General features: G+C 72.6%; 17 protein-coding genes. 6 read left to right on the top strand and 11 right to left on the bottom strand.

The genetic code is table 11. The features are described from left to right. Positions 1–103: 103 nt before the first annotated feature. The 3 genes from ACIBK5_RS22545 to ACIBK5_RS22555 all read right to left on the bottom strand — a co-directional run bounded on the left by ACIBK5_RS22545 (position 104) and on the right by ACIBK5_RS22555 (position 4,334). Entirely contained in the window at positions 104–784 is a 681-nt protein-coding gene (locus ACIBK5_RS22545) for a response regulator (RefSeq protein WP_399021763.1), read from the bottom strand. Next, on the bottom strand, positions 781–2,016 hold the full coding sequence (locus tag ACIBK5_RS22550; RefSeq protein WP_399021765.1) for a sensor histidine kinase: 1,236 nt from the start codon (positions 2,014–2,016) through the stop codon (positions 781–783). Before ACIBK5_RS22550 ends, ACIBK5_RS22545 begins: the two co-directional genes overlap by 4 nt. 107 nt (positions 2,017–2,123) lie before the next feature. Continuing rightward, positions 2,124–4,334, bottom strand: a complete 2,211-nt coding sequence (locus ACIBK5_RS22555) for an MMPL family transporter (protein WP_399021767.1) — start codon at positions 4,332–4,334, stop codon at positions 2,124–2,126. Between the two features lie 350 nt (positions 4,335–4,684). On the opposite strand from ACIBK5_RS22555, the gene ACIBK5_RS22560 reads away from it, so the two are divergent. Beyond that, complete coding sequence (locus tag ACIBK5_RS22560; RefSeq protein ID WP_003991681.1) at positions 4,685–4,888, top strand: cold-shock protein; 204 nt, start codon at positions 4,685–4,687, stop codon at positions 4,886–4,888. Positions 4,889–5,050: 162 nt separating this feature from the next. Continuing rightward, the gene (locus tag ACIBK5_RS22565) at positions 5,051–6,487 is read left to right on the top strand and encodes a DEAD/DEAH box helicase (protein ID WP_399021769.1); all 1,437 of its coding nucleotides are present in this window, start codon (positions 5,051–5,053) and stop codon (positions 6,485–6,487) included. 9 nt (positions 6,488–6,496) lie between these two features. On the opposite strand, the gene ACIBK5_RS22570 is transcribed toward ACIBK5_RS22565, so the two are convergent. The 3 genes from ACIBK5_RS22570 to ACIBK5_RS22580 are packed head-to-tail and all read right to left on the bottom strand — an operon-like array spanning position 6,497 to position 10,722. After that, positions 6,497–8,104, bottom strand: a complete 1,608-nt coding sequence (locus ACIBK5_RS22570; RefSeq protein WP_399021771.1) for an SMP-30/gluconolactonase/LRE family protein — start codon at positions 8,102–8,104, stop codon at positions 6,497–6,499. Further along, positions 8,101–9,906, bottom strand: a complete 1,806-nt coding sequence (locus tag ACIBK5_RS22575; RefSeq protein WP_399021773.1) for a flavin-containing monooxygenase — start codon at positions 9,904–9,906, stop codon at positions 8,101–8,103. The genes ACIBK5_RS22570 and ACIBK5_RS22575 overlap by 4 nt, the downstream gene beginning before the upstream one ends. A gap of 45 nt (positions 9,907–9,951) precedes the next feature. After that, entirely contained in the window at positions 9,952–10,722 is a 771-nt protein-coding gene (locus ACIBK5_RS22580; RefSeq protein WP_399021775.1) for an SDR family NAD(P)-dependent oxidoreductase, read from the bottom strand. A gap of 152 nt (positions 10,723–10,874) precedes the next feature. Here ACIBK5_RS22580 and ACIBK5_RS22585 point away from each other — a divergent pair, with 152 nt between their 5' ends. Next, positions 10,875–11,495 (top strand): TetR/AcrR family transcriptional regulator, encoded by a 621-nt coding sequence (locus ACIBK5_RS22585; RefSeq protein WP_399021777.1) that lies wholly within the window; start codon positions 10,875–10,877, stop codon positions 11,493–11,495. 18 nt (positions 11,496–11,513) lie between these two features. Here the strand turns inward: ACIBK5_RS22585 and ACIBK5_RS22590 are convergent, their stop codons facing one another. From ACIBK5_RS22590 to ACIBK5_RS22610, 5 genes are read right to left on the bottom strand one after another with little or no spacing between them, the layout of a single operon-like run. Next, complete coding sequence (locus tag ACIBK5_RS22590) at positions 11,514–13,022, bottom strand: FAD-dependent monooxygenase (RefSeq protein ID WP_399021779.1); 1,509 nt, start codon at positions 13,020–13,022, stop codon at positions 11,514–11,516. Continuing rightward, positions 12,965–13,957 (bottom strand): DUF6895 family protein, encoded by a 993-nt coding sequence (locus ACIBK5_RS22595; protein ID WP_399021781.1) that lies wholly within the window; start codon positions 13,955–13,957, stop codon positions 12,965–12,967. The genes ACIBK5_RS22590 and ACIBK5_RS22595 overlap by 58 nt, the downstream gene beginning before the upstream one ends. Further along, complete coding sequence (adfB, locus tag ACIBK5_RS22600) at positions 13,954–14,247, bottom strand: actinodefensin-associated protein B (RefSeq protein WP_399021783.1); 294 nt, start codon at positions 14,245–14,247, stop codon at positions 13,954–13,956. The genes ACIBK5_RS22595 and adfB overlap by 4 nt, the downstream gene beginning before the upstream one ends. After that, positions 14,240–16,183 carry an asparagine synthase-related protein gene (locus ACIBK5_RS22605; protein ID WP_399021785.1) on the bottom strand — a complete coding sequence of 648 codons (1,944 nt, stop codon included), beginning with the start codon at positions 16,181–16,183 and terminating at the stop codon, positions 14,240–14,242. The genes adfB and ACIBK5_RS22605 overlap by 8 nt, the downstream gene beginning before the upstream one ends. Before the next feature lies 1 nt (position 16,184). Beyond that, on the bottom strand, positions 16,185–16,733 hold the full coding sequence (locus ACIBK5_RS22610) for a lasso peptide biosynthesis protein (RefSeq protein WP_399021786.1): 549 nt from the start codon (positions 16,731–16,733) through the stop codon (positions 16,185–16,187). 514 nt (positions 16,734–17,247) lie between these two features. Between ACIBK5_RS22610 and ACIBK5_RS22615 the strand changes: the two genes are divergently transcribed. The 3 genes from ACIBK5_RS22615 to ACIBK5_RS22625 are packed head-to-tail and all read left to right on the top strand — an operon-like array spanning position 17,248 to position 19,963. Beyond that, positions 17,248–18,135: a phytanoyl-CoA dioxygenase family protein gene (locus tag ACIBK5_RS22615; protein ID WP_399021788.1), complete on the top strand. Its 888-nt coding sequence runs from the start codon at positions 17,248–17,250 to the stop codon at positions 18,133–18,135. Next, positions 18,132–19,100 (top strand): ATP-binding cassette domain-containing protein, encoded by a 969-nt coding sequence (locus tag ACIBK5_RS22620; RefSeq protein ID WP_399021790.1) that lies wholly within the window; start codon positions 18,132–18,134, stop codon positions 19,098–19,100. The genes ACIBK5_RS22615 and ACIBK5_RS22620 overlap by 4 nt, the downstream gene beginning before the upstream one ends. After that, positions 19,097–19,963: an ABC transporter permease gene (locus tag ACIBK5_RS22625; RefSeq protein WP_399021792.1), complete on the top strand. Its 867-nt coding sequence runs from the start codon at positions 19,097–19,099 to the stop codon at positions 19,961–19,963. The genes ACIBK5_RS22620 and ACIBK5_RS22625 overlap by 4 nt, the downstream gene beginning before the upstream one ends. Positions 19,964–19,987: the final 24 nt, after the last annotated feature.

Below are 19,987 nucleotides of genomic sequence, written 5' to 3' on the forward strand. Positions count from 1 at the left end.
GTGCGGTGCAGTCCTAGACAGCTCCACCACACCGGAGGTCTTCGCCATGATCAAGCCCGGCCAGCGTTAACAACGCTCGTGATCAATACACCTAGCCCCCCCCTCACCCGGCGGGCGGAGTCGCCCGTACCAGGCCCGTCTGGTAGGCGATGACCACCAGTTGGGCGCGGTCGCGGGCGTTCAGCTTGGTCATGGCCCGGTGGATGTGGGTGCGCACGGTCAGCGGGCTGAGGGTCAGGTCCTCGGCGATCTCGGTGTTGGACCGGCCCTCCGCGGCCAGGGCCATCACCTCGCGTTCGCGGACCGTGAGGTCGGCGAGGCGTTCCGGCGGGGCGAGATGGGTGCCGGGGGCGGGGGCCAGCAGGAAGCGGGTGATGAGGGAGCGGGTCGCGGACGGGGAGAGGAGGGACTCGCCGGAGGCCACCGTGCGCAGACCGGTCAGCAGGGTGTCGGCGGTGACGTCCTTGCCGAGGAAGCCGCTGGCACCGGCGCGCAGGGCCTCGGCGACGTAGTCCTCGGTCTCGAAGGTGGTCAGGATGAGGACACGGGTGGCGGACAGCTCCGGGTCGGCGCACAGGGTCGCGGTGGCGGTGAGGCCGTCGGTGCCGGGCATGCGGATGTCCATGAGGACGATGTCGGGGCGGTGGGCGCGGGTCAGCTCCACCGCCTCCGCGCCGTCGGAGGCCTCGGCGACCACCTCCATGTCCGCGCAGGAGTCGATGAGGATCCGGAACGTGGCCCGCAGCAGGGCCTGGTCGTCGGCCAGCAGCACCCTGATGGTCATGGCGTGGTTCCTTCCGCGAGATCGGTGGAGGGCTGCAGCGGCAGCGCGGTGGTGACCTCGAAACCGCCCTGGGGGCGGGGGCCCGCGCACAGCTCGCCGCCGATGGAGTGGGCGCGTTCGCGCATGCCCATGACGCCGAAGCCGCGTCCCTGTGCGGGCTCCGGTTTGCTGGGGCCCTCGTTGAGGACCGTGATCAGCAGGCGGGAGTGGGTGTACTCGAGGCGGACGTGGGCGGCATCGGCGGTGGCGTGCTTGGTGACGTTGGTGAGGGCCTCCTGCACGATCCGGAAGGCCGTCAGATCCACGCCCGGTGAGAGCGGCTTCGGCTCCCCCTCCGTCGCGACGGTGACCTCCAGGCCCGCCGACTCGCACGCCGCGACCAGCTCGGGCAGCCGGGCCAGGCCCGGGGACGGTTCCAGCCCGGGAGAGCCGAGGGTGTCGTCGTTGTGACGCAGCAGGCCCAGCGTGGCCTTCAGCTCCCGCAGCGCGGAGGACGTGGTGCCGGTCAGGTCGGTGAGGATCCTCTGGGTCTGCTCGGGGTTGGTGAGGGCGAGATGCGCCGCCGTGCCGGCCTGGGCGTTGGCCAGGGCCATGTGGTGGGCGACGACGTCGTGCAGCTCCCGGGCGATCCGCATCCGCTCCTCGGTGACCCGCAGCCGGGCCTCCTCCTCCCGGGTCCGCTCGGCGTGCTCGGCCCGGGCCTGCACGGCCTGGAGGTAGGCGCGCCGCAGCCGCGTCATGTTCCCGGCGGCGAGGGGCAGCAGCAGCCAGAAGAACGGGCCGATCGTTCTCAGCAGCAGCGAGATGTGGTTCATGGAGTCGGAGAGCACGGCCGCGACCGTCACCGCCGCCAGGATGGTGAGGCCGTAGACGCGGGTGGTTCTGCGGTCGGTGAGCGAGGCCAGCCAGTAGAGCGCCGCCATGATCGGCGCCAGCAGCAGGGGGGTGAGCAGATAGCCCATGGCCACCGCCGTCACGGTGCAGGCCGAGGTGACGGTGACAGCGGTACGCGGGTGGGTGCGGTGCTTGAGCAGGGGGAGGCAGGCCGCGAGCATCAGGACGCTGCCGGTCTTGTCCTGGTCGGGTGGGTCCGCGCTGGGCAGTGTGAGCGAGCTGCCGAGGGCCGCGCAGCCCATCAGCCCCAGGACCATCGCCAGATCGACGAGGAAGGGGTGCTGCTCGGCGAATTCCTCCAGGCGATCCGCATAGCGTCGTTCCGGGGGGATGCTCATCGGGCTCTCCGGTCGGTGGGGTCGGGACCATCGTGGTCGACTTCGGGCGGAAACGCCCGAGGGGCCGCCCGTGTCCTTCGCCACGGGCGGCCCTGGTCAGCGGTGCGTCAGGTGCGGGCCGGTTCCAGATCCGGCGCGGCGTCCGGGGCCGGTTCCGTCCCGGTCCCGCGGCTGAGCGCCTCGCCCTCCACGTCCACCCGGGGCAGCACCCGGTCCAGCCACTTCGGCAGCCACCACGCCTTGTCGCCGAGCAGGGCGAGCACGGCGGGCACGATCGCCATCCGTACGACGAAGGCGTCGAAGAGGACGGCGGAGGCGAGCCCGAAGCCGATCATCTTGATCATGGAGTCGCTCTCGCCGATGAACCCGGCGAACACCGCGATCATGATCAGGGCCGCCGCCGCGACCACGCGGGCGCTGTGCCGGAAGCCGGACGTGACCGCCTGGGCGGGCGACTCGCCGTGGACGTAGGCCTCCCGCATCCGGGAGACCAGGAACACCTCGTAGTCCATCGCGAGGCCGAAGACGATGCCCACCAGGAAGATCGGCATCAGGCTCATGATCGGGCCGGTCTGCTCCACACCGAGGAGCTCCGCGCCGTGGCCCTGCTGGAAGACCACGACGACCGCGCCGAGCGAGGCCAGCACCGACAGCAGGAAGCCGAGGGCCGCCTTGAGCGGGACGAGCAGCGAACGGAACACCACCAGCAGCAGCACGATCGCCAGACCGACCACCACGATCAGATACGGGATCAGCGCGGCCTGCACCTTCTCGGAGATGTCGATGTTCAGCGCGGTCGTGCCGGTCACCTCGTAGCTCGCGCCGGTGCCGGACACGATGCCGGGCCGCTCGTCCCGGATGGTCGTCACCAGGTTCTTGGTCTTCTCGTCGGTCGGCGCCGTGGAGGGCACGACGGAGAAGACGGCGGTGTCGCCGGCGTCGTTGAAGCGCGCCGGGGAGACCGAGACGACGCCCTTCGTGCCGCCGATCTCCTTGGCGATCGAGTCCGCGGCCCCCTTGGGGTCGGCGGCGCCCTTGCCGTCCACGACGATGGTCAGCGGCCCGTTGAAGCCCGGCCCGAAGCCCTCGGCGAGCGCGTCGTAGGCGCGGCGCTCGGTGGTGGAGGTGGGCTTGGCCTCGTCGCCGGGCATGCCCAGCTGGAGGTCGGCCGCGGGCAGGGCGAGGGCGCCGAGGCCGACGACGCCGAGCAGCAGGACGGGTATGGGACGGCGCAGCACGAACCGGGCCCAGCGGGTTCCGCCGTTGGTCTGGGTGTCCTCCTCGATCCGGCCGCTCTTGCGGGCCTTGCGCGGGAGCACCGCGTTCGGCCAGAAGCCGAGGAACGCCGGGACGAGCGTCAGTGCGATCAGTACGGCCACGACGACCGCGCCCGCGGCGGCCAGGCCCATCTTGGTGAGCATCGGGATACCGACCACGGCGAGCCCGGCCAGCGCGATCACGACGGTGAGCCCCGCGAACACCACCGCCGACCCCGCCGTGCCCACGGCCATGCCGACCGCCTCCTGCGGCGTACTGCCCTTGGCGCGCTCCTCCCGGTAGCGGGACACCACGAACAGGGCGTAGTCGATGCCCACGGCGAGGCCCAGCATCATCGCCAGGGTGCCGGTGGTGGTGGACAGGCCGAGGGCGCTGGACAGGGCGAGGATCGTGGCCATGCTGACGCCGACGCCGATGACGGCGGTCAGCAGGGGCAGCCCGGCGGCGGCCAGGGAGCCGAAGGTGACGAGGAGGACGACGGCGGCGATCGCGACGCCGATCACCTCGGCCATGCCGCCCGGCCCGCCTTCCTCGGCCAGCGCGGTGCCGCCCGCCTCGACCGTCAGCCCGGCGTCCCGGGCCGACTCGATGGTGTGCTCCAGCTGGGTCCGGCTGGCGTCGGTGAGGTCGTTGGCCGCGACCTTGTAGGTGACGGTCGCGAAGGCGGTCGAGCCGTCCTTGCTGATCGTCTTCGCCTGGAACGGGTCGACGGCGCCCGCGACCTGCGTGCCGTCGCCCAGGCCGGAGACGGCCTTCTCGATGGCCTCCTTGTTCTCGGCGGCGGTCACCTTCTCGCCGCCCGGCGCGATGAAGACGACCCTGGCGGTCGCCCCGTCGGCCGTGGCGCCCGGGAAGCGCTGTTCCATGAGGTCGAACGCCTTCTGGGACTCGATGCCGGGCATCGAGAACTCCTCGTCGACGGCCCCCGGCGCCTTGAGTGCGCCGAGCCCGACGGCGGCCAGGACGGCCGCCCAGACCAGGGCGACGTACCAGCGTCGCCGGAAGGCCAGACGGCCCACTCGATACAGGAAAGTTGCCACGGCAGCAGGTCTCCACATCCGGTGTCGATCGTCCGCCAAGCGTGTCCGTGACAAGGCCCCCGCGTCGTCGTGCGGCTGCCGACAATCCGGACTACTGAGAACGCAGTACGACCGGGCCGACGGGTCCGCCTCGGGTACGAGATTCCCGGGCCTCCCGAGTCGACCTGTGCTACCTTGGCTGGCGTTGCAGTTTTGGTTCCCAGAGACTTCGAGTGCTCTATCGACCTTCGTCGACGAGCACTCTTTTTAGTTTCCGAGGGTTCTCGGATCTCTCCGAGGGTGATCATTTCGGCGACCCCGAATCCGTAAAGTGCGGATCTCGGGTACTGCCCCTCACTAGGGAGATTCTTATGGCTACCGGCACCGTGAAGTGGTTCAACTCGGAAAAGGGCTTCGGCTTCATCGAGCAGGAGGGTGGCGGCCCGGACGTCTTCGCCCACTACTCGAACATCGCCACCTCTGGCTTCCGTGAGCTCCAGGAAGGCCAGAAGGTCACCTTCGACGTCACGCAGGGCCAGAAGGGCCCGCAGGCCGAGAACATCGTTCCCGCCTGACGCTGACGCGTCCGACGTGATCGGGGCCCGCACCCATGTGGTGCGGGCCCCCGCACGTTTCATTCCCTACCCGGCTCATTCTTGCGAATCCTGGTGCGGCCCCCAGAGGCTGTCTGACCTCCCGGAATTCCCCGATACGTGCCGCATCGAGGAAGGATCCCCTTGGATCGCACCGCTCGCAAGAACAACGGCTCGTCCCACTCCCGCAGGGCAGGGGGCGGCCGGAACAACTCCTCCCGTACCGGAGGCGCGGGACGCGGCACCCCCCGGCGTCGCACGGCGCCCGGCGGCGAGTTCGCACCGCCCGCCACCATCACCCCGGCACTGCCCGCCGTCGAGGCGTTCGCCGACCTCGACCTGCCCGATCGGCTGCTGACCGCGCTGAAGAGCGAGGGCGTGGTGGAGCCGTTCCCGATCCAGGCGGCGACGCTGCCGAACTCGCTGGCCGGCCGGGACGTCCTGGGCCGCGGGCGCACGGGGTCGGGCAAGACCCTCGCCTTCGGCCTCGCCGTGCTGGCCCGTATCGACGGGCAGCGGGCCGAGCCCAAGCAGCCGGTGGCGCTCGTCCTCACGCCCACCAGGGAACTGGCCCAGCAGGTCACCGACGCGCTCACCCCCTACGCCCGCGCGCTGCGCCTGCGGCTCGCGACGGTGGTCGGCGGGATGTCGATCGGCCGCCAGGCGAGCGCGCTGCGCGCCGGTGCCGAGGTCGTCGTCGCGACGCCCGGCCGGCTCAAGGACCTCATAGACCGCGGCGACTGCCGGCTGGACCGGGTCTCGGTCACCGTCCTGGACGAGGCCGACCAGATGACCGACATGGGCTTCATGCCGCAGGTGACGGCCCTGCTCGACCAGGTGCAGCCCGGCGGCCAGCGGCTGCTGTTCTCGGCCACGCTGGACCGCAACGTCGACCGTCTTGTGCGTACGTACCTCCACGACCCGGTGGTCCACTCGGTCGACCCGTCCGCGGGCGCGGTCACCACGATGGAGCATCACCTGCTGCACGTGGAGGACGACGACAAGCACGCCACCACGACGGAGATCGCCGCCCGCGACGGACGCGTGATCATGTTCCTGGACACCAAGCACGCCGCCGACCGGCTGGCCAAGAAGCTGCTGGCCGTCGGGGTGCGCGCCTCGGCCCTGCACGGCGGGAAGTCCCAGTCCCAGCGGACCCGGACCCTGGCGCGGTTCAAGGACGGCGAGGTCACGGTCCTGGTGGCCACCAACGTCGCCGCCCGCGGCATCCACGTCGACAACCTCGACCTCGTCGTCAACGTGGACCCGCCCGGCGACCACAAGGACTATCTGCACCGGGGCGGCCGTACCGCCCGGGCCGGCGAGTCCGGCACCGTCGTCACGCTGGTCCTGCCGCACCAGCGGCGCGAGACGGCCCGGCTGATGGCCGACGCCGGCATCACACCGCGGATCACCCGGGTCCGCTCGGGCGAGGCGGAGCTGAACCGCATCACCGGCGCCCAGGCGCCCTCGGGCGTGCCCGTCGTCCTCGCCCCGCCGCCCGCCGAGAACCGCCCGGCCCGCACGGGTGCCGCCCCGCGCAACCGGCGCTCCAGGCCCTCCCGGGGCCGCCGCCGCTGAACCACTCCCCTACGCCTGCCCCCCGGCCGGCGACAGCCGCACCACCGTGCCCTCCCCGTTCGCGGAGAGCAGCAGGGAGCCGTCCGGGGCCGCGGTGAGGCCCGCGAACCGTTGGGCCAGGCCGGGGACCTGGTGGGTGAAGAGCGCGGGAGCCGGGCGGGGGCCGGTGCCCGGGGGGACGCCGACCGCAAGGGACTCGGCCTCCACACGGGTGGCGCCCGTCGCCGGGGAGACCGCCCACAGCCGGCGGTGCTCGGTGTCCACGGTGAAGAGTTCGTCGCCGTGGGCGGCGAGGCCCTGCGGGGCGCCGAGGCCCTCCGCGACCGGCACCGTCCCGCCGGCGTCGATGCGCAGGATCGCCCCGCGCCGGTCGTCGCTGACGTAACAGCGCTGCTCGGCGTCGAAGGCCACGTCCACGGGGTGGTCGAGGCCCTCGGCGAGGACGGTCACCGTGTCGGTCCCGTCGATGGCGACGACCCGGCCGGCGCCCGTCTCGGCGACGACCAGGGCGCCGTCGGCCCGGGTCGCGATGCCCAGGGGCTGGTTCAGGCCGTTCGCCCTCAGCCGGGTCGTCCCGGTGGCGGGGTCGTAGGTCTGGACGGTGCCGAACTGTGAGGTGGTGTGCAGGAGTCCGCCGTCGGCGGTGATGCCGTGGAAGAAGGGCTGGAGGATCTCCGTCACGACGTCGCCCGACCCGCCCTCGTCGGGTTGTTCCGGGCGGGCCAGCCGGTAGTGGTCGGCCGCGTACACCGTGCCGCCGAGGTCGATCGTCACGCCGTAGGGGCCGTCCAGGCCTCGGGGCACGATCGCGCGGGTGCGGCCGTCGGGACGCAGTTCGGTGATGCCGCCGCTGGCGAAGCTGGAGACGAACATACGGTTCTCCGCGTCGAACGCGGCGTTGTCCAGGCCCGTGACCCCGCTGGTGACCAGCGTGCGCGCACCCGTGCCGTGCAGGTCGACGCGGGTGACGATGCCCTCGGGGCCGCGTGACAGGACGTGGAGGACGCCGCCCAGGTCGAAGCGGACCGCGACCGGGTCGTGCACGTCCTCGGCGACCACCTCGGGCAGCCCGCCGTCGGGCGGGATGCGCCAGACCTGCCTGCTGATCATGTGCGGGTAGTAGAGGCAGCCGTCCGGTCCCAGCTGCATCGCGTTGCCGAAGGCCAGCCCGTCGGTGAGGACGACCGGGTCGCCGCCCTCGGGGAAGAGCTCCAGCAGCCGCCCGTCCATCTTCATCTCGTTGACGAAGAGCCGGTCGCCGACACAGGTGATGCCGTTGGGGACCTTCACCTCCTCGGAGACCAGGGAGTACTCGCCCTGCGGGCCGCGGCGCCACACCCGGCCGGGGACCAGGTCGGCGATGTACATCGAGCCGTCCGCCCCGAAGGCCAGGTCGTCGGGCGACTCGACGGGGCTGTCCATCGGGACGACCACCTCGACGTCCCCGGTGGCCGGGTCCACGGCGCTGATCTTCCCGGCGAGGAACTGGGCGACGTACAGCCGCCCGTCCGGGCCGAAGGCCACGCCGTTGGAACCCCAAAGGGGGTTGGGGGAGTTCAGGCGCCGGGCCTGCCTGTGGGTGCTGCGCACCTCACCCCCGGTGTACCTGCTCGTCATGATCCCAGCACCTCGTCCATGCCGCCCTCCGCGCGCCAGCGTCTGATCAGCTCGTAGAACGCGACCGGGCCGTCGCCGTAGGACTCGCTGCGGGGGCGGGGCATGCCCTCTGCGTTGTAGTAGCCGGGGGTGCACTCGGACTGGAACGTGTACAGGTCCGCCGACTTCTGGCGGATCGTGTCGCCCCAGGCGGCCTCCGCCCCGGCCGTCGGCTCGACGCACGGGACCTGGCGCCTGACCGCCTCCGCGATCACCTCGGCGACATGGGTGGCCTGTTCGTCCAGGACATGCACGTAGTTCACCGAGCTGGCGCTCTGCACGGAGCCGAGCATGAACAGGTTGGGGAAACCCCGGCTGTAGAAGCCGTGCAGGGTCCTCGGGCCGGTCTTGCGCCAGGAGTCCAGCAGGGCGGTGCCGTCCCTGCCGTACGCGGGGAGCTGCCCGGACAGCAGCCCGGAGACGCCGACCTCGAAGCCGGTGCCGAAGACGACGCAGTCCACCTCGTACTCCACCCCGCCGACCACGACGGCGTGCTCGGTGACGCGCTCGACGCCTCCGTGGTCGGCCGTGTCGACGAGGGTGACGTTCGGCCGGTTGAAGGTCTCCAGGTACAGGTCGCTGAAGGTGGGCCGCTTGCACATGTAGCGGTACCAGGGCTTGAGCTTCTCGGCCGTCTCCGGGTCCTCGACGATCTCCGCCACCCGGGCCCGCAGCTCGTTCATCTTCTGGAAGTCGGCGATCTCCTCCAGGCGTTCGCGCTCCTCGGGGGTGAGGGCGTCGTAGTTGTTGGTCGGGATGAGCTTCTGCTGGAGGCGGGCACTGCTGGTCCAGCCGTCGGCGACCAGGTCCTGCTCGGCCCGGCCGCCCGTGACGACCGCGAGGAAGTTGTCCCTGCGCTCCCGGGCCCAGCCGGGCTTCAGCGAGCCCGCCCACTCGGGGTCCGTGGGGCGCTGTCCGCGCACGTCCACGGAGGACGGGGTGCGCTGGAACACGTACAGGTGCCGGGCGCCTTGGCCGAGGTGCGGGACGACCTGGATGGCCGTGGCGCCCGTGCCGATGAGGGCCACACGCTTGTCGGCGAGTCCCGTGAGGCCGCCGTTCGCGTCACCGCCGGTGTAGTCGTAGTCCCAGCGACTGGTGTGGAACATGTGCCCCTTGAAGGTCTCGATGCCTTCGATCCCGGGCAGTTTCGGCTGGCTGAGCAGACCGGTCGCCACGACAACGTGCCGGGCGGTCATCCGGTCGCCGCGGTCGGTGCCGATGACCCACACGGACTCGGCGTCGTCCCAGCGCAGTTCGCTCACCTGGGTCCGGAGGCAGGCGTCGCGGTAGAGGTCGAAGTGCCGTGCGATCGCCTCGGCGTGCTCCCGGATCTCCTCGCCCGGCGCGTACTTCCACCTGGGGACGTAGCCGAGCTCCTCCAGCAGGGGCAGATACACGTACGACTCGATGTCGCAGTGGATCCCGGGGTACCGGTTCCAGTACCAGGTGCCGCCGAAGTCGGCGCCCTTCTCGATGATCCGGACGTCCCGCAGGCCCGCCTGGCGCAGCCGGGCGGCGGCGAGCAGGCCGCCGAAGCCGCCGCCGACGACCGCCACCTCGACATGGTCGTGCAGGGGCTCCCGGGTGAAGCCGGGCTCGGCGTGCGGGTCCTGGTCGAAGTGGCCGAACTCGCCCGCGGTACGGCGGTACTGGCGGTTGCCGTCCGGGCGGATCCGCCGGTCGCGCTCGGCGCGGTAGCGCTCGCGCAGGGCGTCCGGGTCGAAGCCCAGGTCTGACACGGGGGTGTGGGGGGTGGACATGCGTGTCCTCTCGTTCAACTCGGGAAAGTCGAGGGGGATGGCCGGTCAGACGGCGGCCCAGGCGTTGTCCACCGGCAGGATGACGCCGTTGACACCGCTCGCCGCGTCGGAGGCGAGATACACGATGGCGGCGGCCTGCTCCTCCGGTTCGCAGATGCGGCCCATGTTGACGAAGTGCCTGCCGACGACGGACGGGCCGTGGGCCTCCCGGTCGATGTGGACATCGGCCGTGATGTCGGTGGCCGTGCCGCCCGGGGCTATGGCGTTGGCGCGGATGCCCTGGTCCCGGTACATCACCGCGAGGGAGCGGGTGAGGCCGAGGACCCCGTGCTTGGAGACGGTGTACGCCGTCCCGGCCGCGCTGCCCCGCAGCGACGCCTCGGACGCGGTGTTGACGATGGCTCCGCCGCCCGCGGCGATCATGTGCGGCAGGGCGGCCCGGGTCAGCAGGAACGGCGCGGTGAGATTGATCCGCAGCGTCCGCTCCCACTCGGCGTCGGTGACGTCCGCCGTGGCGGACATGCTGTCCATGACGCCGGCGTTGTTGACCAGGACGTCGATGCCGCCGAAGGTGCCGGTCGCGGCGGTGACGACCGCGTCGGCCACCGCGGGGTCGCTCAGGTCGCCCGTGACGGCGAGGGCCGTTCCGCCCGCGGACTCGATGGCTTCGACGACGCTCTTGGCGCCCTCCCCGTTCAGGTCGGCGACCACGACCTTCGCTCCTTCTTCGGCGAACCGCAGGGCGGTGGCGCGGCCGATGCCGGAGGCAGCTCCGGTGACGATGACGCTCTTGCCTGACAGACCGGTGGCTCCCATGCGGCTCCCTCTGTTCGTGGTGTGGCGTCAGGCACAGTACTGGTTTTTGTCTCAGTGCGACATAAAGACGTGGCGTGCCAGTAGGTCGTCTCACGCCAGTAAGACATGTCACGACGTAAAATAGGGTGAGCACGGCAAGTCGAGGAGGGCGCATGGCCGGACGAGCAGGTGGTGCCACGGGGCGGCCACCGCTGACGGAGCGGCGGCGCGCCGAGACGCGTATGGAGATCGCCGAGGAGGCGGTCCGGCTCTTCGCCGCCAAGGGCGTGGCTGCGGTGACCGCGGAGGACATCGCCTCCGCTTCGGGGGTGTCGACGCGCACGCTGTGGCGGTACTTCCGCTCCAAGGAGGAGTGCGTACGCCCCCTGCTCACCACGGGCCTCGAGCTGCTGACGGAGCATCTGCGGGAGGACCGGGGCGAACCCGGCTCACTCGCCGAGGCGATCCTGAGCGTCCGGTACGACGACGACACCACAACCCGCCTGCGGACCCTGGGCGACCTGCTGCTGCTGTGCCGTGAGGAGCCGGGGCTGCGCGCGGTGTGGCTGGAGGCGCACTACGACGCGGAGGCGACGTTCGCCGCGGTGATCGCCGACCGTACTGGCCGGCCGGTCGGCGATCTCGCGGTGCGGGTGGAGGCGGGCGTGCTGAACACCGCGATGCGCATCGCGGTGGAGGACTGGGCGCTGCGGTCCGACACGACGGCGGGACCTTCCCTGGCGGAGACCGTCAGGCGCGCGTTGCGGATGGTCGAGGCCGTGGAGAAGCGCTGACCGGGCGGCCCGGGCCGCTCAGGCGCCGGCCCGCGGCTCCCCGAACCAGCGGTGCAGCGCGCTGAGGAGGGTGGTCTCCGGCGCCGCCTCGGGGGTCCAGGCGACATAGCCGTCGGGGCGTACGAGCAGCGGAGTGGGTATGTCCGGCTCGACCCGCTCGGCGGCCAGTACGGCGACACGGTCGTCCCATGCCCGGGCCTGCGACGCGAGTGCGGCCTGGCCGGCGGTGTGGATCAGGACCGCCCGGCCCTCCTGCTGGAGCGTGGCCAGGCGGACCGTGCCGCCGCCGTCCCGCCGCGGGCGTTCCAGGAGCAGATCGGGGCAGGCACGGCCGAGGAGACCGGCCGGCCCGGAGCCCTCGGGGCCCATCGGGTGGACCAGGTCCTTCATGGCGTACACGTCGTGCAGACGCCGCTTGACCGCGGGGTCGGTCATCAGCTCCTTGAAGAACAGTTCGTAGGGGGCCGTGTTGTCCGGGCCCGGGTGCAGCAGCCTGGTGGCCGCCTCCGAGTTGCGCAGCACCCGGGCGGCGACCGGCCTGCGCTCGCTCTCGTAGCTGTCGAGCAGGCCCTCGGGGGCGTCGCCGCGTACGGTGGCGGCGAGTTTCCAGCCCAGGTTGACGGCGTCCTGGAGGCCGAGGTTGAGGCCCTGCCCGCCGAACGGGGGGTGGACGTGGGCGGCGTCGCCGGCGAGCAGCACCCGGCCCTGCCGGTAGCGGTCGGCCAGCCGGCAGGTGCCGGTGAACCGGGCGAGGGAGACCGGGTCGCGCAGGGTGACCTCGACACCGCTGGTGCGGCGCAGACTGGCCTCGACCTCGGCCAGGGTCACCTCGCTGCGGCGGTCGACGGGCGGGGTGTCGAACTCGACGCTGACGATCCGGCTGGGGCCGTGCGCGTAGGCCGCGATGCCCCGGGGAGTGCGGCGCCAGGTCCGCTCCAGGGCGCCCTCCGGCTCGACGGTCACCACGGCCTGATATCCCGTCACGCTCGGCCCGCCCCCGGGGAATCCGATGCCGAGCGCCTTGCGGACGGCGCTGCGCCCGCCGTCGCAGCCGACGACGTGGGCGGCGCGGAAGGTGTGGCCGGTGCCCTGGCCGTCGGTGGCGGTGACGGCGACGAGGCCGTCCGTCGCCTCGCTCAGGCCGGTCACGGCCAGACCTCGCCGCACCCTGCCGCCGAGCCCCGAGAGGTGGTCGTACAGCACCTCTTCGAGGATCCCGGCGCGGACCGGGAGCATCTCGGGCGCCCGGCCGTCCTGGTCGCGCTCGGTGCGGTAGGCCGGTTCGGCCTCCGCCGTCGCCTTCATCAGCTGGTCCAGGACACCGCGCCGGTCCAGGGCCTGGATGCTGCGCGCGGTGATGCCCGGGGCGCGCAGCCGCCGGTCGAAGTCCGCCGCCCGCTCCAGGACGAGCACGCCGGTCCCCGCGACGGCCAGCTCGCAGGCCAGCATCAGGCCCACCGGACCGGCTCCTACGACGATGACGTCCGCGTCAGGGGCGGCCGTTGCCGGTGCGGGGGCTTCGGGCATGGCGAGGGGTCTCCTTGCGTCTCGGTCGTCTGGCGGGTTCCCGGCACCGACAGGGACTGGAGCAGCAGGTCGGCCAGGGTCGCGTGGTAGCAGGAACGGAAGAGCGCGGCGTCGTCGGGGCGCGGCCGCGTCCGGGCCAGCCGGCCCGCGGCGGTTTCGTCCAGCGGGGTGCCGCCGTGGCAGTGGACGGCCAGCGTCTCGCGCCGCGCCGCCCACGCCTCCTCGGCGGCCGGGTACGCGGCCCCGAGGCCGCGCAGCGCGATGAGCGTCTCGACCAGCAGGTCCCAGCGTCCGGCGCGCTCGGCGTGTCCGCGCAGCCGGTGCAGCAGCGCGGCGAGCCGGTCCCGCTCGGCGGCGGACAGGGCCGGTGGTGTGCCGCCCATGTCCGTGGCGTAGAAGACCGCGTGGGTGACGCGGTAGGCGTCCCGGATCAGCTCCTGGTCGCTCCGGTCCCGGCCCAGGACCGCCGTACGGCACAGCCCGGCCCAGTCCTGGCCGGCGCGCAGCAGACCGGCGGCCTCCAGGGCGTGCAGGACGCCGGGTGAGCCGGGCCGCACCCCGGCTCGCGCCCGGTCGCGCAGGACCTGCTCGCACTCGTCCACGACGTGCCCGGCGGCCCGGAGCCACAGATACGGCTGTAGCAGATAGAGGGCGTCGGCCTCTCGCGCAGCGGCCGCCCGGGCCGCGAGCCCGGCGCCGCACGCCTCGACGAGGAAGTCCCGCCAGACACGGAGCTCCCTGGTTTCCGCACCGAGCCGGCCTGCCAGCCAGTGGTGGGCCAGGGCGAGTTCACTCAGCGGCTTGAGCCGGTCGCGCGGCGCGGCCGGGTCGGGCGGCGGCAGGAACGCGGGCAGCCGGTCGCCGACCCAGGTCAGGGCGCGGGTCAGGGCTCGGGGCAGCGGCACCCCGGCGGGTTCCGCCGGACGGGAGCTCACCCGTGCTCCCCCGGCACCTTCCCGGCAGGGACCCGGTGCACCATGCCGCTCGCCTCGAGACGGTCGAGCAGCTGCCGTCTGAGCCCCTCCGCCGTCTCCTCGTCGCCGTCGGGGAGCAGCGGAGCGTACGGGCCGGGGGCGCCGGGGTCGAGCGCGGTCCGCAGGACGTGGCCGGCGCGCCGGGACAGCCGGTGCACGGTGAACCGCCGGGTGTCCAGCAGCACTCCGCAGAACGGGAGTTCCTGGAAGACGATGTGGTCGGCGAGCCTGACGGATGTCTCTTCACGCATCGTCCAGTCCTTCCAGCCAGCGCTCGATGACGCAGAGTCGGGCGATCTCCTCGCCGTTGCGGTGCACCCGGGCGGGTGTCAGACCGTCGATGAAGGTCCGGCTCAGCACGCCCGTGCGGCACAGCAGCGAGTCGGGGGTGAGCAGCGAACGGCACACCTCGTAGTTCTGGTTGACGAACATCGCGGAGATCGAGTCGATGCGGGCCTGCTGCATGCGGTGGCCGATCCCGGCGGGCACCGCGCGGTCGGCGTAGGCGAGCCGCAGCGCGAACTTGTCGACGGTGAGGCCGTGTCCGAAGCCGATGCGGTGCCGGGCGGGCAGCGCGAGGGCGTACTCCACGACGTCCCGGTCCGCGAAGGGCGTGCTGATCAGCCGGTGTTTGGGCAGGGCGTAGTTGATCCAGGCCGCCTGGAGGTTGGCGGTGCTCAGGGACTGGCCGAGCATGAACAGCGAGGTGATGCCCTGCGGCAGCCCGCGGCGCGACCAGCCGCCGCGTTCCATCGTCGAGTGGAGGCTGTCACGGGCCCGGTCGGCGGCCTCGCGCAGGGCGAGGGTGACGCGGGCACCGGCGTCCTCGGTGAAGCCGACGGGGTGCACGATGGCGTCGCGGTCCGGCAGCGCGGTGGTGGGGTCGCCGCTGAGCAGACGGTAGAGATAGCGGGCCGTGGCCAGTGCCTTGCCGCCCGGCCGTGCGGTGCCCTGCCCGGCCGTCGCCGGGGCGCCGCCCGAGAACGACGTCTTGGCCGCCGCCGCGAGCGTCTGCCAGACCGGTTCGCCCGCCACCCGGGGGTCGAGGATCGCCGGGCCGGCCACGGAGAACAGGCCGCGTTGCAGGTCGTGGGCGAGGATCTGGTCGGCGAGCAGCCCGGACAGGACGAACCGGGCGCCGGCCGCCTCCGCGAGGTCCACGGCCGCGGCGATGCCCCGCAGCGGCACATGGGTCTGCGGCAGCGCGCCGGTGGCCGGGATGTCGATGTAGTCGCCGCCGGCCCGGGTGTGCTTGGACATGTCGTACGGCATCCAGGACAGCCCGCAGGCGCGGGCCACCGACTCCGCCGCCTCCCGGTCGGAGTCGAAGCCGGGGAAGCCCTCCAGGGTGAAGTGCAGTCCCATGGCCCGGCCGGGTCCGGAGCCGATCTCGTGGGCGACGGCGGCCGAGTCGATGCCGCCGCTGAGCATGAGGACCGCGTCCGGCTCGTGCGCGAGCATCCGGCCGCAGGCCCTGGCCAGGCGCTCGCGCAGCCCTTCGGCGGCCTCGTCGATGGTGCGGGGCGGGTTCTCGTGCGGGCGGAACTCGTCGAAGGTCTCGACCCGGGGCCGCCGGCCGGACTCCAGCACCAGCGCGCTGCCGGGCGGGAGTCTGCGGACGCCGGTGAACCAGGAGCGGTCGTCGGGCATGCCGCGTTCGGCGATGAGCATGGGCAGGACGTCGGTGTCGACGTCGGACAGCCGGGGCGGGCGGTCGCCCAGCAGCCGGGCCGGGTCGGCGGCCCACAGCAGGCTCTCGCCGTCCTGGGTCCAGAACAGCGGGGTGAGGGCGTTCACCGCCCGGTACAGCGTCAGCCGCCCGCCGTCGGGCGCCACATGGGCGAGCACGAAGTCGCCGCGCAGCCGGCGCACCGCCTCGGCACCCCGCAGATCGAGCAGGCGCTGCAACGCGGTGAGGGCGGCGCCGGGCTCGCGGCCGGTGTCGAGAAGCAGGAACTCGGGCACCCCGGACAGGTCGATCCAGCCGGTGAACTGCAGCCGGCCGGCCCGCTCCACCCGGTCGGCGCCCAGCGCGGCGCCGTTCTCGTAGACCGGCCCCTGCGACACCGAGGGACGTCCGGCCCTGGGGGAAGCCGTGCCGGTGGCGTCGTATGCCGTGGCCGTGTCCAGGAGCGCGCCGCCGGGGACATGGGCCCGGCCCGCCATGCCGAAAGCGGTGAGCAGCATCTCAGGCCTCCTGCGGATAGCGGAGCAACTCGACGTAGCCGAGAGGGCGTTCGCCGCCGCGGCCGACCAGGGGGAGGTCGCCGAGGGCGGGCCAGGCGTGCAGCTCCTCGCTGCCGTCCGAGTGCTCGATGACGGGGTAGCCGATGACGACCTCGGCGTCGAAGCCCAGGCCGCGCAGGGCCGCGCAGACGCCGAGGGACTCGTGCAGACACAGATGCGCGCCCGCGACGGTGCGGGCGAGCCCCTGGATCTGCCAGGCGGCCGCGCGGGCGCAGAACGCGGTCGCCTCGTCCCGCAGGGCGCGCCGCGGCCGGCCCGGATCGACCGCGGGCAGCAGCGGCAGGGCGGCGGCCAGGCCGCCGGTGCGGAAGGCGCGGCCGACGCGCAGATAGTCCGCGACCGCCCGGGGCAGCTCACGGCCGCGCACCGGGACCTCCGCGGGCACCCGTACGCCGGCGAGGGCGGAACGGACCAGGCGGCGCCGCAGCTCGCGCGGGGTCTCGCGGGGAGATCCGGCGGCCGGCCGGAGAGCTGATGGGGCGGGAGACACGTTCTCCTCTTTCCTGCTCGAAGAACTGCTTTCCTGCTGCGTTTCCTGCTGTTTTTCTTGCTTCTTTTCCTGCACGGGCGAATGCCGGTCAAGGAGCCGGGCGTGGCCCTCCCGAAGGAAAGCCACGCCCGGGTGTGTCACCGGGAGGGAATCAATTCCGCTCCCCGGAGGACAAGGACACTCACGGAGTCCAGTCGCCGTCGAACGTGTCGTCGGTCGGGCCGCTCCAGCCCATGGTGACCTCGTCCAGCTCGCCGACGAACTCGAAGTCGTCGACCGCGATCTCGATCTTCTCCATCTGGCACCTCCTATATATGTGGGTGAACCCATCCGGTCCGAACCCCTGGGGGCTCGTCCCATGGCCATAACTCTGGCCCACGGCGAGCGGCGGCACCATTCCGACGAATCACCGAGTTGATTTCCCCTGCTGCATTTCCCGCAGGGGAAATCACCTACAGCTGAATACACGCCGGCGCGGTTACGGTGAGCCATATAGAGCGGCCAGGAGGCGGATATGCGTATCACGGACGAGTACCTGGAAAAATTCCAGCGCGACGGCTATGTCCTGGTGGACAGATTCCTCGACGGCGAGGACCTCGAAAAGGCGCGTGCGGCGACCCTGCGCTATTTCCCGGAGAGTTCCGAGCGGCTGCGTACGCCGGAGCGGTACGCCGCCCTGAGAAGGTCGGCGGGATTCCCCTACGAGCCGGTCGAGCTCAGCCGGCTGTCGCTGCACCCGGAGCTGATCTCGTTCGCGGAGCGGGCGACCGGCACCCGGGACGTCCGGCTGGGCGACTCGATCCTCCAGGCCAAGTACGGCAGCCGGATCGCGCCGGCCAACGACCAGCGGCTGCACAACGAGGCCTGGGGCCGCAACACCCTCGTACCGCCCCGCGGGGACGGTGTGTTCCAGCGCGTCGTGGCGCTCGTCTACCTCTCGGACGTCACCGAGGACCTCGGGCCCACCTGTGTGGTGCCCCGGAAGCACACGGCCGGCGTACCCCTGCTGTCCTCGGGATACTCCGCCTACAGCCGGGACGAGTACCCGTGGCTCTACGAACTCCAGGAGCCGGTGCCCGCCCGGGCCGGCTCGGTGCTGCTGCTGGCGGGGACGACCGTGCACCGCTGCTCCCCGCTGCGGGACGCGACCGGCCACCGCTTCGCCCTCCATCTCACCTTCCACGCCGCCGACTCGGTCTGGCTGGACAAGCAGACCTGGGTGGGCTCCCCGGCCTCGGCGAACGGCCCGGCCGCGACCCGGTTCGTCGTCGAGGCCTCACCGCGGCAGCGGGAACTGCTCGGCTTCCCGCCGGCCGGCTCGCCCTACTGGAACCGGGAGACCGTGGCCGGACTGGCCGAGCTGTACCCGGGCATGGACGTCACGCCGTACTCCGCCGCATGACGGCGCCCATGATCGAGGCCCGCCGGGTCGGGCGGACGTTCGGCCGGGTACGGGCCCTGCACGACGTCAGCCTCACGGTCGGCGCCGGCTCCGTACTGGGCCTGCTGGGCCACAACGGCGCCGGCAAGACGACCCTGGTCGACATCCTCACCACCGTGCTGCCGCCCACCTCGGGCTCCGCCACGGTCGCCGGGCACGACGTGGCCGGGCAGGGGCATCAGGTGCGCCGCCGCATCGGGCTGACGGGGCAGTTCGCCGCCGTCGACGACCGGCTGACCGGGTACGCGAACCTGCTGCTGGTGGCCCGGCTGCTGGGGGCGAACCCACGGCAGGCGCGCAGGCGCGGCGAGGAACTCCTCGCCCTGTTCGGCCTGGAGCACGCGGCCCGGCGTCCGGCCCGGACCTACTCGGGCGGCATGCGGCGCCGTCTGGACCTGGCGATCGGCCTGGTCGGGCGGCCCGACGTGCTGTTCCTGGACGAGCCGACCACCGGACTCGACCCGGAGAGCCGGATGCGGCTGTGGGAGATCGTCGAGCGACTGGCGGCGGACGGGGTGGCGGCGCTGCTGACGACGCAGTACCTGGAGGAGGCCGACCGGCTCGCCGACACCATCGTGCTGCTCGACTCCGGCACGGTCGCCGCGACCGGCACGGCCCGTGAACTCAAGGCCCGGGTGGGCACGCTCACCGTGCAGCTGTCCTTCGCCGGGCCCGGGGAGCGGGCCGCCGCGACGGACGCGCTGCGCCGCTCGGGCCTGCGCCCGGGCCCCGGCACGGACGACCTGGGCGTCGGAGTGCCCGTGGAGTCGTCCGCCGAGGTCCCGGCGGTGGTCCGGGCCCTGGACCGGGCCGGTGTCGTGGTGACCGGACTCGAACTGAGCTCGCCGACGCTCGACGACGTGTATCTCGCCCTCACCCGGAGCGGGCAGCGCGCCCCGGCCGCGGCGGGGAAGGAGCAGCCATGACGGCTACCGCGGACGGTACGGCCGCGCCGGTCACCGCCCAGGACGGCCCGGCGGTCCGGGGCGGCGCCCGGGAGAGCTGGCAGGGCAGCGGCCGGGTCACCCAGGTCCTCGTCCTGACCCGGCGGGCGCTGTGGTCCCAGTTCGCGGACCGACGGGTGCTGGTGATCAAACTCGTCCAGCCGCTGCTGCTGCTGGTGGTGCTCGGTCAGCTCTTCGGCAGCATGGTCGACCCCGGGCTGCTGCCGAGCGGAGTGCCGTACATGGAGTTCCTGCTGCCGGCGCTGCTGGTGACGAGCGGCATCGGCTCGGCCGCGGCCTCGGGCGCGATTCTCAGCCGGGACATGGAGAACGGCATGACGGCCCGGCTGCGTTCGCTGCCCATCGCCCTGTCCTCGGTGCTCTTCGCCCGCTGCTGCGCCGATGTGGCGCGGTGCTGCGTCCAGATGGTCATCATGGTGGTCTGCGCCTGGGCGCTGTTCGGCTACAGCCCGCCCGGCGGCGTCCCGGGCACCGCCGCCGCCCTGGCGCTGGCCGCGTTCGTGATCTGGGCACTGACGTGGGTCTTCCTCGCGCTGAGCTGCTGGCTGCGCAGCCTGGACGCCATGCAGAGCATCGCCGGTGTGGCCACCTTTCCCCTGATGTTCGGCTCAAGCGCATTCGCCCCGGTGGACGGCATGCCGTTCTGGCTCCAGCTGATCGCCCGTGCCAACCCGCTCAGTTACGCCGTCGACGCCGCGCGCGGTCTGTGCCTGGGGACGCCCGACGCGGCCGGGCTGCTGGGCGCGCTGGCGGCGAGCACCGGCGTCGCGACGGTCGGGATCCTGCTGGCCGTGCGTGGCTTCCGCCGTCCGCTGGTGGGCTGAAGCGCCGTCGGGCCGCCCCGCCGA

This window comes from Streptomyces sp. NPDC050546, assembly GCF_044457425.1.
Taxonomy (GTDB): Bacteria; Actinomycetota; Actinomycetes; order Streptomycetales; family Streptomycetaceae; genus Streptomyces.